This window comes from Paraburkholderia sp. MM5482-R2, assembly GCF_050436125.1.
GTDB classification, from domain to species: domain Bacteria; phylum Pseudomonadota; class Gammaproteobacteria; order Burkholderiales; family Burkholderiaceae; genus Paraburkholderia; species Paraburkholderia tuberum.
In genome coordinates this window covers 2,920,872-2,934,542 of sequence record NZ_JBNDLP010000003.1, presented here as the reverse complement: position 1 = coordinate 2,934,542, position 13,671 = coordinate 2,920,872, and the positions used below count along the sequence as shown (strand labels likewise).

Here is a 13,671-nt window from a genome sequence, read left to right as displayed (position 1 = left end):
AGGCCACCGCCGATATCAAATCGATATCGACGTTTTCGAGTTCGATATGAGAGTTTTTAGGTCGATGGCTTGACCCGATACTTCTCTCAAGGGCGCACGTTCTGAAGCGCTCCCCACAATCAGGAGCGAGACCATGCAAACGTATCAAGGGAAGATCTACGACGCCGACACGCACTTCTACGAAGTCGAGGACGCGTTCAACCGTCATTTGCCCGAGAAGTTCAGGAAGGACTGGTCTTTTACCAGCCGTGTCACGGCAGACGGCAACCGCTGCATGTATGTGGGCGACCGGAAGGTGGAAATCAGCGAGGGCTACACATCGGCCGAGGGGCACGTTCCGCCGCCGGGCAAGCTGCATGAATGGCTGCGCGCGATGAAGGATGGCAAGGATAACGTCGATATGCGGGTTTCGCCGACGCCGGACATGTTCAACCGCGACGCGCGCCTGAAGAAGATGGACGATTTTGGTGTTGAAGCCTGCACGATGTACATCGGCGAAATGGTCGCGTGTATTTCCTACCTCAACGAGCCCGTTGCGGCAAATGCGGTGTTGCATGCGTATAACCAGTGGATGCTCGACGACTGGGGCTTCAACTACAAAGACCGCATCTACACGACGCCGGTCGTCACGCTCGACGCTCTCGATGCGGCTGTCGCCGAGGCCAGGTGGCTGGTTGCGAACGGTGTGCGGGTGATCCTGATGCCGATGGGGCCGTTCAATGGCCGTGCACCTGCGGATCCATACTTCGATCCGTTCTGGTCGGTCCTCAACGAAGCGGGCGTGCGCGTCACCTTCCATGTGTCGGAAGCGATCTACATGAAGGATCATATGGCGGTGTGGGGCGAGCCCGTGCAGCAGTCGCGCCAGCGTCAGACCGCCTTTGTCTGGATGCACGGTTACGGCGAGCGGCCGGTCATGGAAACGCTGTCGTCGTTCATCTTCTACAACTTCTTCGAGCGTTTCCCGCGGGTCAAGCTGTGCAGCGCCGAAAACGGTGCCGAATGGGTGCCTTCGCTGCTCGTCAAAATGGACAAGTGCCGGGGGATGGCGAAGAATGGCTACTGGCCGTGCGGTCAGCTGAAGAAACGCCCGAGCCAGATCTTCAAGGAAAATGTCTTCGTGGTCGCGTATCCGGAGGACGACATCGCCCAGATCATCGCTCAAACGGGATCGTCGGACTTCCTGTTGATGGGCTCCGACTATCCGCACGCGGAAGGCGTACCCGAACCGAAGGACTTCGCGTCGGAAGCATGCAATGAGCTCTCGGAAGAAGACACGCGCAAGATCATGTACGACAACGGCCGCCGGTTCATTCCGCTGCACGTGTGATCGGCCTTGCACCGGTCGACGGCGGCAGACGGTCTGTCCGTCCCGCGCGATTTCTTCATTGTGAACAGGTTAGCCATGAATATTTCGGACTATCAGGCGCTATTGCTCGAACGCGAAGGCGGCGTCTTGACCGTTACGCTCAACCGCCCGGAAACGTTGAACGCGTTCGACGAGCAAATGGACATCGAGATGTCGCGGCTTTTTCTCGATGTCGCCGAGGACGTCGAGACCCGTGTCGTGGTGTTGACGGGCGCAGGGCGGGCATTTAGCGCGGGCGGCGATATCGAGCATATGCAGCAGGTCATCGACAACCCCACGCTGTTCCTCGAAGGCATGCAGCGTGCAAAGAAAATTGTCTTCTCGATGCTGGATTGTCCGAAGCCGGTCATCGCCAAGATCAACGGTCATGCAATTGGTCTCGGCGCGACGATCGCGCTGTTCTCGGATCTGAGCTACGCGGCCAATCATGCAAAGATTGGCGATCCGCACGTGAAAGTCGGCTTCGTGGCGGGCGATGGCGGCGCGGTGATCTGGCCGCAGCTCGTGGGCTATGCGAAGGCCAAGGAATACCTGTTGACGGGGGATCTCGTCACCGCGGAAGAGGCGGCACGACTGGGTCTCATCAATCATGCCGTACCGGCCGACCAGCTGGATGCCGTGGTCGACGCGATGGCGAAGCGTCTCGCAACCGGCGCTTCGCGCGCCATCCAGTGGACCAAGGCGTCGATCAACATCGGCCTGAAGCAACTTGCGCATGCCATTCTCGACGCGTCGATTGCATACGAGGCGCTGTCGAACCTGACGGAAGACCATCAAGAGGCGGTCAACGCGTTTCGCGAGAAACGCGAGCCGGTGTTCAAGGGACGTTGAGCTTTACAGTGTCCGACGCCAGCGGTACAGGCGGCGCCGGGCGCGGCGAGGGAGAGATGCACATGCAACGGGTAGTGGCGATAACGGGTGGATTCGGCACGCTTGGGCGCACGGTTGGTCGCGTGTTTGCCGAGAATGGCTGGAAGGTCGCGCTGATCGACAAGGCGCTCGTGCCGGAGAACGCGAGCGCGGAGCAGCTGCACGCTTCCTGGTGGCGAGGAGGCGTCGAGCTGACTGATCTCGATGCGGCGCGCTCGGCGCTCTCCGCGGTCGTCGAGCAGCTTGGCAGGCTCGATGCAATGGTCAATGTAGCGGGAGGCTTTCGCTGGGAAACGCTGGCGGACGGCAGTCTCGACACCTGGGATCTGATGTACCGGACGAACGTGCGCACGGCGGCGACTGCGTCGAAAGCGGCACTCGACCATATTGCCGACAGCGCGGAGGGCGGACGCATCATCAATATTGGAGCCGGCGCTGCGCTGAAGGCGGGCGCGGGCATGGGAGCGTATGCGGCCTCGAAGTCGGGGGTGATGCGTTTGACTGAGGCGCTGGCCGAAGAACTCAAAGGCCGTTCCATTACCGTCAACGCTATCTTGCCAGGCATCATCGATACGCCACAGAACCGCAAGGATATGCCCGACGCTGACTTTTCCCGCTGGGTACGGCCTGAAGAAATTGCCGAGGTGATTCTCTTTCTCGCGTCTGGCGCCGCGTCGGGGGTGACCGGTGCGTTGATTCCTGTCACCGGGCGTACGTAAAGATCCCGAACCGGAAATAGCAGTTGACGCCGGAGTCAACGGCGCCGACTGCAAATCGCGTTTCAGGTGAGGTGTGCGAGCGAGTCGTTGCTGAACCCGAGGAACGGCTCGCCAAGCCGTACGCGCCGCGCCCAGTTCGGATCATGCAGAAGCGAGCGTCCCACGCCGACAAGATCGAACTCGCCGCGTGAGAAGCGATCGAGGAGGGCAGTGAGGTCGGGCTGCGCCGCTGTCGCGGCCCCGGCCATTGAATCGTAGTAGCCCTTGTTAATGCCGATCCCACCAACAGTCATCGAAAGCTTGCCGGTTACCTTCTTCACCCAACCGGCGAGATTCATCTCTGAGCCCGCGAATTCCGCCCGGTTGAAATAGCGGGTGCTCGCCTCGAAGATGTCGACGCCAGCATCCGCGAGCGGCGCGAGAATGTGCTCGAGTTCGTGCGGGTCGTTGGCGAGACGCGCGCGGAAATCCTGCTGCTTCCACTGGGAGAAGCGGAACGTGATCGGCATCGTCGCGCCGATCGCTTCGCGGATTGCGCGGACAACTTCGGCGGCAAAGCGGCTGCGCGCCGTGAGATCCTTGCCCCATCGATCCGTGCGTTGATTGGTTTCCGCCCACAAAAAAGCGTCGATCAGATAGCCGTGAGCTCCGTGAATCGCGATGCCATCGAAGCCGGCGGCCGTCGCTAAGCGCGCGCTTCGACCATAGGCTGCAATGACGTCCGCGATCTCGGCGTCGGTCATCGGGCGAGTTGGCGGCATGACGCGCTCCATGTAACCTGCGTTGAGCGATGTCATTCGTCCTTCCGGTCCCCACAGTCCCGATGGGCGCAGTGGCGAGGCGGCCGGGAAGGGGCCCGTATTCGCCTCTTTCATGGGTCCCATATGCCACAACTGAGGAAAGATGATTCCGCCGCTAGCGTGAACTTCGTCCGTCACGCGTCGCCACGCGGCAACTGATTCCTCTCCGGCGAGCACGGGAATCGAATTTTCTCCGAGTCCGGCTTCGCCGAGCGCCGCCGGGTGATCGACGCCAACGCCTTCCGTGATGATCAGGCCTGTCTCGCCCTGCGCACGCCGCTTGTAGTAGGCGGCGACGTCACTACCGGGCAATCCGTTCGGCGAAAAGCCGCGAGTCATGGGTGACATGACGATACGGTTGGCAAGCGTGACCCCGCGCACGGCGAGGGGCGAAAAGAGCGAATTGGTATCCATTGGGTCATTCACATAGTTGACTTGTGTGCGGATAATGATACGCTATGTTCTATCGATGAAAAAGCAGATATTGGCGCCGTCTCGCAGGCGGCGTTGAACAGGAGGATTGCATTGGAGCAAGCAGACTCATTGGCGGTAGACGCGCTCGAAGAGAGCGGCGCAAAGCTCATCCCGGAGGGCTTTGCGTTGATGCCGGAGTTCGGTCCCTTCCATCGGATGTTCGGACCTACCTACTTTCGCAAGAGCGAACGCGGACACGTCGTCGGCATGTACGTTCGCGAAGCGCATCGCAACCTTGGCCAGATGATGCACGGGGGCGCTGTTTGCATGCTGGCAGACACCGCCATCACGTGGGCGAGCAAGTATTCGCGTCAACCGGCCGTGAGGGTGTTGACGACGGGCTTGACGGTCAATTTCATGGGGAACGCGGAGCCGGGCGACTGGGTGGAAGCACACGTCGACGTTCTACGTTCGGGAAAGCGCGTGATTTTCTCCGACTGCCGGATCTGGGCGAATGCGAAATGCATCGCCCAGGCGTCGGGGCAATTCCAGGTGATGGGTGAAATTGACAGCTAGTGCGTCGGCGAGACCTGGATGGCCGCGCGAACGTTACGGCATTGACCGGGCTCGAACCTTATCCAGTGCCGCACGGTACCTCCACGCGGTCAACAGAAGCCGATGAATCCGCTCAGCCCGGCGTTTCCGTTCGGAACGAGTGGTCTGAACCGCGAGGTGCACTTCGGGCGCGCCTGTGACCAGTGTGAGAAGATCGCGCGCCGCGTTCGAGGGATCGTCGATGGCGATCACGCCGCTGAGCGCGGCGGCTTCCAGAACGCCGGTTAGCGGCTCCAGCATCGTCACCACGAACTGCAGAAACTGCTTTGCGACATCGGGAAAGCGAATCGCCTCGCCAATGACCATGCGTGAAGTGTGCATGCTGTCCGGTATTGCCATGTGTTCGACGAGCGCATCGATAAGGGATGCCATGTTCGTCGAAAAATCGCGGCCCGGTTCCAGGTGCTCCGAGATCTTGCCCCGCAGATCGGCCATCCCGCGCCAGACGATGGAGCGAAAAAGCTCTTCCTTCGTGCCGAACTGGCGATACACGGTCGTTTTGCTGACGCCAGCCAGCGATGCGATTTCCTCGACCCTGGCGGCGCCGAAACCTTCTCTGATGAACACGGATTTGGCGGCTTCGAGCAGACGCTCGCGCAACTGAACCGCATCGTCGTGGGTGGGCCGGCCAGCCGTTCGAGGTTTGTCCGCTGCAGCGAGCCGCGAGGCTCCGTTGGGAGCCTGAACTGACATAGGTTTGTACATCGGGGAGTGTTTGATGTCGGAATCAGGACATCAGTATACTCACGAGCCCAAGGGGGCGCCAGTAATGGCGCCCCCTTGGGCTCGGACCGCGCGCAGCAGGGCTCAAACGTTGATCATGCCACGTACATACGACTCCATCGTGCCTGCGCACGAGAGCTTGTCTTCGCCTTCCTCGAGATCGGCATAGCGGCCGACTTGACGGACCAGCGGCCCCTGAAGGCCGTCGGTGTTCCCCGCCGGTGAAAAGTCGACCACGACCTTGTCGCCAGTGATGAAACCACCCCAGTATCCTTCGGCCAGCAGATCGAAAAACGCGAAGCGCCCCTCAACGACGCCCAGTCCATCCGCAGGATTCAGCAGTTGCTCTCCCGCCTTGTCGAGGACGAACGGGACGATCCACGGGCAGATTGCATAGCCCTGCGCAACTTCCGACCAGGGGCCGGTTCCGATCATCTCGGACATGCCATAACTGTTCTGGATGTTCTCGGCACGAATACCGTAGAAGCGGATGATTTGCTCCCGATAGTCGGCGGGGGCCGAGGTGCCCTTCAAGCCGCCACCGGTGGTGATTACCGTTTCCGGATGGCAGATGCCGTCGGCGCTGCCGCGCTGACGGGCGCGCTCGACGAGCGTCCAGTGCAACGACCAGTTGCCCTGGACGAGCACCGGAACTTCGCGCTGCGCGGTTAGCTTGTCGAGAAACCGGTCGATCATCTTGCCGGTATGACGTTGGCGCGCCACCGCCTGCTCCTGAAACGCCGCGACCTCGCTTGGTTTCGCGGAGCCGTCGGCGATTGCGCGGCGCATGCGGCCCATCGAAATCGTTGCGGAGGCGAGCACCGGTTCGTCGAACATCAGCGTGGTTTCCGCGCCGAGCCGTTGCGCTGCGTTCAGTACCGGTTCGATATGCCGATGCGCGCCGGCAGGCGGCATCATGAGGAAAGCCGGGCGCTTGCCGAAATCTCTTCGGATCATTGCGTTGCCGTAGACGCCCAGCTTCACGCACGACTCGGTGACATTGTCGAGATCGGCTTGCGTCTGACTGATGAAGCTGCACTTTCCGGATGTGCCGCTCGAGCTGAAAACATGGTGTCCCGCTGTGCGCAGACGGTCCATCCATGCGTCGACGTTGTCCAAGCCGTCCAGATCGACTTCGGCCACCCGTTTGCTCGATAGCGTTTGCAGCCATGCCGAAAGATGCTTCCAGCGGCCGTTGTCGATGAATGACTCGGGGTAGCTCTTGTAGATCTGATGCGCGAACAGAAGGGGCACCATATCTTCATGGCGGGTCACCTCGTTGACGCCGACATCTTCCGCTCTGCGACGCAGTAGCCTGATCTGTTCGCGGCGCTCGGCGAAGCGCTCTTTCATGGCAGCGAGCTGAAGCTCGCGAAGGTTCTCGGGGTGCTTGCGAAACGGGTCGCTTTCACCGCGCAGCATTGCGTAGAACGGGTCCAAAGCGGACATGTCGTCTCCAGGGCTATGAGTTGCCAGGCGTCAGTGGTCGAAGTCGGTGGAACTCGACACGTCGAGCCAGGCTTCGAGGTCGTGTTGCACGGACGAAAGTTTCTTCCGAACGAGGTCGACGGCGTCCGGACCTAGCGGTAGCCGCAGCGGTGGCACGTCTGCGGAAACCGCGCGCACGATGGCGTCGGCAGCCTTCGCCGGATCGCCCGTTTGCGTACCGTGATAGCTGCTCATGTAACGACGCATCTTGCCCACGGTCTCCGTATAGACGGGTGATTCGACCTCGCTCCACTTCAGCGATCCGCCCGCGAAATTGGTGCGGAAGCCGCCCGGCTCGACCACGGTCACACGAATCCCGAACGGGCTCAGTTCACGAGCGAGCGATTCCGAAAGCCCTTCGATCGCATGCTTCGAAGCGCAATAGAAACTGCAGCCCGCGATGCCGATCACGCCCGCGACCGACGAGAAGTTCACGATATGACCGCGGCCGCGCTCGCGAAAATGAGGCAGTACGGCGCGTATCACGTTGACCGTTCCAAACACGTTGGTATCGAACAGCTGACGTGCTTCCGCGTCGGAGACCTCTTCAAATGCGCCGAACAGACCGTAGCCCGCATTGTTGACGAGTACGTCGATCGGTCCCGCGCGCTCGATGGCCTGCTCGACGCCGCGAGGCACGGCTGCCGCGTCGGTCACGTCAAGCAGCACACCGTGCGCGCGTCCGGGTGCGAGATTTTCGAACGGCGTGATCTGTGCGTCATTCCGAACGGTCCCGACCACTTTGTCGCCGCGAGCGAGGACCGCTTCCGCAAGCGAGCGGCCGAAGCCGGACGAAACTCCGGTAATGAGCCACACGGCTGGGCTTGTCTGTGTTTCAGTCATTGTCGATTGGCCTTCAGATGAGTAGCAAACATCGATTTAGTTGGCGGTCCGGGCCTCGGTCATGTCGGCGATCTCTCCGCGGACGTAGGCGTCGATCGTTCCCGCGCAGGACAGCTTGTCGTCGCCGCCGGGCAAATCCTTGTAGCGCACCACGTCGCGAATGATGGGCGTGCGCACGCCGTCGATGCCGTGACCGAACTCCACGGTGACCTTGTCGCCGCTGATCACGCCGCCCCAGCGCCCATCCGCGAGCAGGTCGATCATGGCGAGCCGTCCCTCGACGATGCCTTTCCCGTCCGCAGGATTAAGCAGTTGTTCGCCGGTCGAGTCGAGCACCAGCGGGACGAGCCAGGGCGGGACCGTCCACGCCTTCGCTTCGTGAAACCACGGGCAAAAGCCCGATACTTCGCCCATGCCGTAGCCGTCGTTGAAGTTGGTCGCGTTGAAGTTGAAGAAGCGCTCGCACTGCTGCTGGAAATCTTCTGGCAGGTTCGCACCTTTCTTGCCGCCGCCGATACTAATGATCGTGTCGGGGTGAAAGTCGGCGTCGGGAATGCCACGCTGGCGCGCCGTGGCGACGATCTGATAAAGCATGCCCATCATGCCCATGATGAACATGGGCTCGTGACGCCGTTCGAGCAGTTGGTCGATGAACTGCCGGAAATCGGCTTGTACGCGTTCGCTGCGTTCTCGACTTTCGTTCTGGAAGGCTTCGATTTGACTCGGGAGCGCGGTGCCGTCCGCGATGGCCCGCCGCATGCGCGCCATGCGCGTGGTGTGCGCGGCGCTTTGCGGCACATCCGACATGTAATGAAGGTCGCCCGGCATCGCAATCGATTCGGCGAATTTCGCCATGCGCTCCGTTCCGGTGTAAGAGCCGGAGGAGGGCGTCAGAAGGAACACGGGATAGCGACGCGACGGATCGCGCATGCCGCTCGCCGCCCAGCGAATGCCTTGGGAGAGGAGGCGCCAGCCGAGATCGCGGTCGGCTTCGCTCTGGTAAATAAAGGACTGCTTGCCCGAGGTCCCGCTCGAGCTCATCACGTAGTGGCCGTTTCGACGCAGCGCATGGATCCAGTCGTCGAGATCGGCGATCGTGCCGTAGTCGAGTCCGTCGATCTTGCGGGTTGTGAGCGTTTGAAGCCACGCCGTGAGGTGGCGCCATTTTCCCTGCTCGATGAACGAATCGGGATAGCTCTTGTAGACGGAGTCGGCAAAAAGCAATGGCACGGCGTCGCTCATGCTCTTCACTTCCGTCACCCCGGCTTCGCTGGCTCGCTTGTCGAGAATGCGAATCTGCTGCCGGCGCTGCGCGAAGCGCTCGCGCACGGCTTGCAGTTGCGCGGCATGGAGGCTTTCCGGCGCGTTGCGGAAGGGGTCTTGAAGATCCGTGAGTTGAAGCAGCGTGGAAAGGGCTTGCATTATTGGGTCTCCTCCGGATTCGGGCCCGATTCCTCCGAGACCCATTTCATGAATCGATGGATCGGGAACATGCCGTCATGCGGATAGCCGCCAACCCCATCTGAAATAGACTCGCCCAGCGCCACGATGCGTTGCACGCCAGCGCACGCGAGCGCGTCGCGCACCTCTGTGACCCGGTGCGGCGGATAGATGCCGACCGTTTGCGTGGCGACGGTCGCATAGCGCGCACCGTCGCGCAGGCTTGCCACGGGAACGACGTTGACGGTCTTGCAAATGGGATGAAAATCGACCATTTCTTCCGAGCGAATGACGAGCCCCTTGCCGTCGTATCCGCCGAACACCCGGTAGAGCGGCTCCATCTCACGCAGCACATCAACCGCTTCGCGAATGTCGCTGGGCACCAGCGGGCCCTGGCCGTCGCCATAGCGAAAGTCCTGGCCGAGTGCCAGCGCCAGTTGCTCGGCATAGCGGTCGGCGTCGTCTTCGTCGCCTTCGATGAATTGATACCGGCTCGCATTGCACGCGTCCTGGTTGAACGACAGCACATCGGCTGCGCCGGCACGCGCGACGTCGCGCAGCACCTCGTCGGATGCAAAGGCTTCACGGCCGACCAGCGAGATAGATACCTTCGGATCGAACGCGACCAGCTCGAGCCCGGGGCCAGCGTAGCGCATCACGTGCCGAACCGCGCTGTCGCCGCCCCATACGACAATCTTGTCGAAGTACTGCGGACGATAAAGAATCGACTCGACATTTTCGTCTCCACCGCGCCAATACGCAGCCGAAAACGACTGGGTGACGGGATGATCCGGGTCGATGTCGGCCATCGTGCGCAGAATTGCAGTGGCCGTGAAAAGATCGTTCGAAGGCAGCTTGAGCAGGTGGACGCCTTTCGTCAGCGCCGCGCGCATGACCGTCATGGCTGCCACCATCGGCGAGTTGCCTGCGAGCACATGTACGAGGCGTGGTGGAAACGCGCGCAGACGACTCGGGCGCCCGCGCAGCGTGCGTGCCACCCAACCGTCGACGAGGCGCGCGTCGCCAAGACTTACGCGCAACTCGTCCTCGATCACCTCGCGTGCGAAAAGGTTGGGAATGTCGCGATAGCAGTTTTCGAGAATCCGTCGCCCGAGCGGACTCACTTTGATCATTGACTCGAGCGCGGCCTGCATCAGCGGATTGACGTCCAGATGCAAACGCGGCCCCAGCTCGACAAGAAAGTCGATAACCTTCGCAATCGGCATATCGAAGGCGGGGCCTGACTCAGCTCGCGGCCACACGAGGTCGTCAAGGTCGATCCTGGGCGTGCAGAAACCTTGGCCAAGATCACGCGATACGTGCCTGATGGCGCTTCCGGTGACAGTGCGACCGCGGTATACGTGAGGAACCGGCAGCGGCACGAGGCTGGGCTCCTGCGCCGGGTTCCCGCGTTGCCTTTCCGTTGTTTCGGGGTGCTCCATAAAAGCTCCTTTTCAAATATCGATACGCGTTAATTTGCGGCGCAGACGCTGGTCCATTCCGAGCTTGCTATCGCTAGTCAGCTCAGATTGACGATCATCCGATCGAGTAAATGTTTGACGGTTCGGACTTCTTCGACCGTGAAGCCGCGAAGCTGCCGATTGCTTGCATCGACGATGTGCGGCAGGGTTCCGCGCAACAACTGGCGGCCGTTTTCAGTCAGTGTGAGCTCGACACAGCGTCGGTCGGAAGTGCTGCGAATTCGTTCGATCAATCCTCTTTTTTCAAGCGAATCGAGCTTGCGGGTCATGATGCTGCTGTCAGCGAGCAGCACCCGGCACAAGGCAGTAGGTGTGCGAGCACGTCCGTCGTACAGTGCTTTCAGGATTCCCCACTGTATTGCTGAAAGCTCGCTCGCAGCGAGCTTTGCGTCGATTTCCGCGCCAAGCAGAAGATGAACCAGGTTCATCTTGAACGCGACACTATCTTCAGTACGGTATTCCTCTGGCGCAATTCTCTGTGCGAGTTCGGCGCCAGCCGGTTCTCGCTCGAGCGTGACGGAGTCGGATAGATTCATCGATTTCCTGCCAAAAAAGTAGCTGCATTTGCAAGCAACTATATGCACGGCATTCAAAATATGCAACGATAGGCGAGGTGTGGTTTTCCCCATGTTGCGATGGGGAGCAGGTATGCGCGACGATGCGCACGCGTCTTTTTGTTTGCAATCTTCGGGAGGAACCTTGTCGGAATCTGATGTGGTAAGTGACATGGCGTTGCCTGTCGCAGTTGGGGAAGTGACCGCAAAGTGGCTAAGCTCCGCGATCGCGTTCCGCTTTCCCGGCGCCGAAGTAACTTCGTGCAGGCACGTGGCGGTATTGGCGGGTACGTCGACCAAGGTACGCGTCGCACTCGAGTACAACGACGCGGGACAGGCAATGGCGCTGCCGGCGCGCATGATCGTAAAGGGCGGTTTCGAGGATCACAGTCCTTCGATGAGAGACATGTATCGCAACGAAATGCGTTTTTATCGCGACGTTCTACCGTTCATCAACATGAACGCGCCTAGATGCTTTTTTGCAGGCACGGATCCTGACGCCTGGCAATCGGTCGTCGTGATGGAGGACCTGAGCGAGCGTAACGTTCAGTTTTGCCGTGCCCAGCAATCGCAGGGCTACGAACAAGTCGCCCTACGGTTGAGTGCGATGGCACGCTATCACGCGCAAACATGGAACAGCCGGGAGTTCGACAAGGGCGGTCGGCTCGAATGGGTGGGGGAGCGCTTTTCGGACTGGTCGCTGGAATACCAGAACCGATACCTCGAACCGGACGTCTGGGCCCACTACATCTCGCTGCCGAGAGGAGCGGCAGTAAGCCGGTATCTGCACGATCGGGACTGGATGATGGCATCTCTCGCGCGCATTGCGCGCGAACATAAGAGCAAACCGGTATGCCTTATTCACGGCGATACGCATCTGGGAAATCTGTACGTCGAAGCTGACGGGACGCCAGGTTTTTTCGATGCCCAGGTCAGTCGGGCGCCTTGGAGCCTCGAGGTTGCCTATCACATAGGGTGCGCACTCGATATCGAGGACCGTCGCTCATGGGAGCGGTCGCTGCTCGAACACTATCTTTCGCAACTGGCGATTGGCGGGGTCGAGGCGCCCGATTTCGACGAAGCGTGGAACGACTATCGACGCGATCTCGCGTATGGATACTTCATCTTTGCGATTAACGAAACCCGCTTCCAGACCGAAGCAGTGAACACAGCGTATGCGGCACGCTTTGGCGCGGCATTGTTGGATCACGGCACGGTGCGCGAATCGACATGATCCAGGCCAATAATGCAACCGTATGTTGCATTATTGGCCTGGCGAGACTAAGCTCGACCATCGGCAGCCTCCTGGCGAGTTATGGCTTGAACGTGCAAGTGCTCGCTCGAACGTTCAAGATGACAATCGACTTTCATCGACCGATTACAGCATGCCTGTTCCGAAAATCTTTCATCAACGTTTAAGCGGCAAGATCGCGATCGTGACCGGCGCAGGATCGCTCGGTCGGGGTTTTGGCACGGGTAAGGCCATTGCCTGCCTTTTTGCGGCGGAGGGCGCGTCCGTCTGTCTCGTCGATCAGCAGTACGAGCGGGCGGCGGAAACGCTCGCGCTGATCACGGAAGCGGGCGGCCGAGCGTTCGTATCGACCGGCGATGTCACGGACGGCGCTGTCTGTGCGCGCATTGTCGAAGAGACCGTTCAGCGGTATGGAGGTCTGGACATTCTCATCAACAACGTCGGTATCTCAGGCGCGCCGGGGAGATTGCAGGACGTCGACGAAGCGTCCTGGGACCGTGTGATCGACGTCAATCTGAAAAGTGCGTTCTTGATGAGCCGAAGTGCGGTGCCGAAGATCGTGGCGCGGGGGGGCGGGGCCATCGTCAACATCGGTTCGGTCGCAGGCATCCGCAGCCACGGGTCGGCCGCGTATGGCTCGTCAAAGGCGGGAATGGTCGGCTTTACGCGTGAACTCGCGGTGATGTACGGCCGCGATCAGGTTCGTGCCAACGCGATTGCTCCGGGGCATATTTTTACGCCAATGGTGGAAAGCATGCTTGACGATAAGGCTCGCGAACGTCGCCGCAAGATCGCGCCCCTCCCATTGGAGGGAGATGCATGGGACGTCGCGGCCGCCGCGCTGTTTCTCGCCAGCGACGAATCGCGATTCATTACTGGCACGTGCTTACCCGTGGACGGTGGCGTGACGCAGATTGCGGCGCTTGCGGCGTACGATCTGGTCCAGCAATAGCCACCGTATCGGGCGGGGTACGTCGGGCAGCAAAGCGTCACTTTTCGCTGTGCTTTCCTGGCTTTCTGGTAACTTAGCGGGGCCGAATTTGACCCGCGTTACAGGAAACGGCACCTGTCTGGCATTGGCATGGCCGTCGAATTGCGGTTCA

13 protein-coding genes are annotated in these 13,671 nt (G+C 60.6%); 6 read left to right on the top strand and 7 right to left on the bottom strand.

Annotated features, from left to right (window positions below):
- Positions 1-133: 133 nt before the first annotated feature.
- The 3 genes from OKW37_RS35410 to OKW37_RS35400 all read left to right on the top strand — a co-directional run bounded on the left by OKW37_RS35410 (position 134) and on the right by OKW37_RS35400 (position 2,958).
- Positions 134-1,330, top strand: a complete 1,197-nt coding sequence (locus OKW37_RS35410) for an amidohydrolase family protein (RefSeq protein WP_429403713.1) — start codon at positions 134-136, stop codon at positions 1,328-1,330.
- A 75-nt stretch (positions 1,331-1,405) separates the two neighbouring features.
- Positions 1,406-2,200 carry an enoyl-CoA hydratase/isomerase family protein gene (locus tag OKW37_RS35405; RefSeq protein WP_429403712.1) on the top strand — a complete coding sequence of 265 codons (795 nt, stop codon included), beginning with the start codon at positions 1,406-1,408 and terminating at the stop codon, positions 2,198-2,200.
- 62 nt (positions 2,201-2,262) lie between these two features.
- Positions 2,263-2,958, top strand: a complete 696-nt coding sequence (locus OKW37_RS35400; protein ID WP_429403711.1) for an SDR family NAD(P)-dependent oxidoreductase — start codon at positions 2,263-2,265, stop codon at positions 2,956-2,958.
- 62 nt (positions 2,959-3,020) lie between these two features.
- Here the strand turns inward: OKW37_RS35400 and OKW37_RS35395 are convergent, their stop codons facing one another.
- Complete coding sequence (locus OKW37_RS35395) at positions 3,021-4,172, bottom strand: NADH:flavin oxidoreductase (protein ID WP_429403710.1); 1,152 nt, start codon at positions 4,170-4,172, stop codon at positions 3,021-3,023.
- A 111-nt stretch (positions 4,173-4,283) separates the two neighbouring features.
- Here OKW37_RS35395 and OKW37_RS35390 point away from each other — a divergent pair, with 111 nt between their 5' ends.
- Complete coding sequence (locus OKW37_RS35390; RefSeq protein WP_090810388.1) at positions 4,284-4,748, top strand: PaaI family thioesterase; 465 nt, start codon at positions 4,284-4,286, stop codon at positions 4,746-4,748.
- A gap of 33 nt (positions 4,749-4,781) precedes the next feature.
- Here the strand turns inward: OKW37_RS35390 and OKW37_RS35385 are convergent, their stop codons facing one another.
- The 6 genes from OKW37_RS35385 to OKW37_RS35360 all read right to left on the bottom strand — a co-directional run bounded on the left by OKW37_RS35385 (position 4,782) and on the right by OKW37_RS35360 (position 11,298).
- Positions 4,782-5,387: a TetR/AcrR family transcriptional regulator gene (locus OKW37_RS35385; protein WP_429403709.1), complete on the bottom strand. Its 606-nt coding sequence runs from the start codon at positions 5,385-5,387 to the stop codon at positions 4,782-4,784.
- A gap of 207 nt (positions 5,388-5,594) precedes the next feature.
- Entirely contained in the window at positions 5,595-6,959 is a 1,365-nt protein-coding gene (locus OKW37_RS35380) for a hypothetical protein (protein WP_429403708.1), read from the bottom strand.
- A gap of 30 nt (positions 6,960-6,989) precedes the next feature.
- On the bottom strand, positions 6,990-7,841 hold the full coding sequence (locus OKW37_RS35375; RefSeq protein ID WP_429403707.1) for an oxidoreductase: 852 nt from the start codon (positions 7,839-7,841) through the stop codon (positions 6,990-6,992).
- Positions 7,842-7,877: 36 nt separating this feature from the next.
- The gene (locus tag OKW37_RS35370) at positions 7,878-9,263 is read right to left on the bottom strand and encodes a hypothetical protein (RefSeq protein WP_429403706.1); all 1,386 of its coding nucleotides are present in this window, start codon (positions 9,261-9,263) and stop codon (positions 7,878-7,880) included.
- Positions 9,263-10,507: an acyl-CoA reductase gene (locus OKW37_RS35365; protein ID WP_429334412.1), complete on the bottom strand. Its 1,245-nt coding sequence runs from the start codon at positions 10,505-10,507 to the stop codon at positions 9,263-9,265. Before OKW37_RS35365 ends, OKW37_RS35370 begins: the two co-directional genes overlap by 1 nt.
- A 293-nt stretch (positions 10,508-10,800) precedes the next feature.
- A complete protein-coding gene (locus tag OKW37_RS35360) occupies positions 10,801-11,298 on the bottom strand; it encodes a MarR family winged helix-turn-helix transcriptional regulator (RefSeq protein WP_184061915.1) in 498 nt (165 codons plus the stop codon).
- A gap of 112 nt (positions 11,299-11,410) precedes the next feature.
- Here OKW37_RS35360 and OKW37_RS35355 point away from each other — a divergent pair, with 112 nt between their 5' ends.
- Complete coding sequence (locus tag OKW37_RS35355; RefSeq protein WP_429403705.1) at positions 11,411-12,550, top strand: phosphotransferase; 1,140 nt, start codon at positions 11,411-11,413, stop codon at positions 12,548-12,550.
- 22 nt (positions 12,551-12,572) lie between these two features.
- Complete coding sequence (locus OKW37_RS35350) at positions 12,573-13,520, top strand: SDR family NAD(P)-dependent oxidoreductase (protein ID WP_260321260.1); 948 nt, start codon at positions 12,573-12,575, stop codon at positions 13,518-13,520.
- Positions 13,521-13,671: the final 151 nt, after the last annotated feature.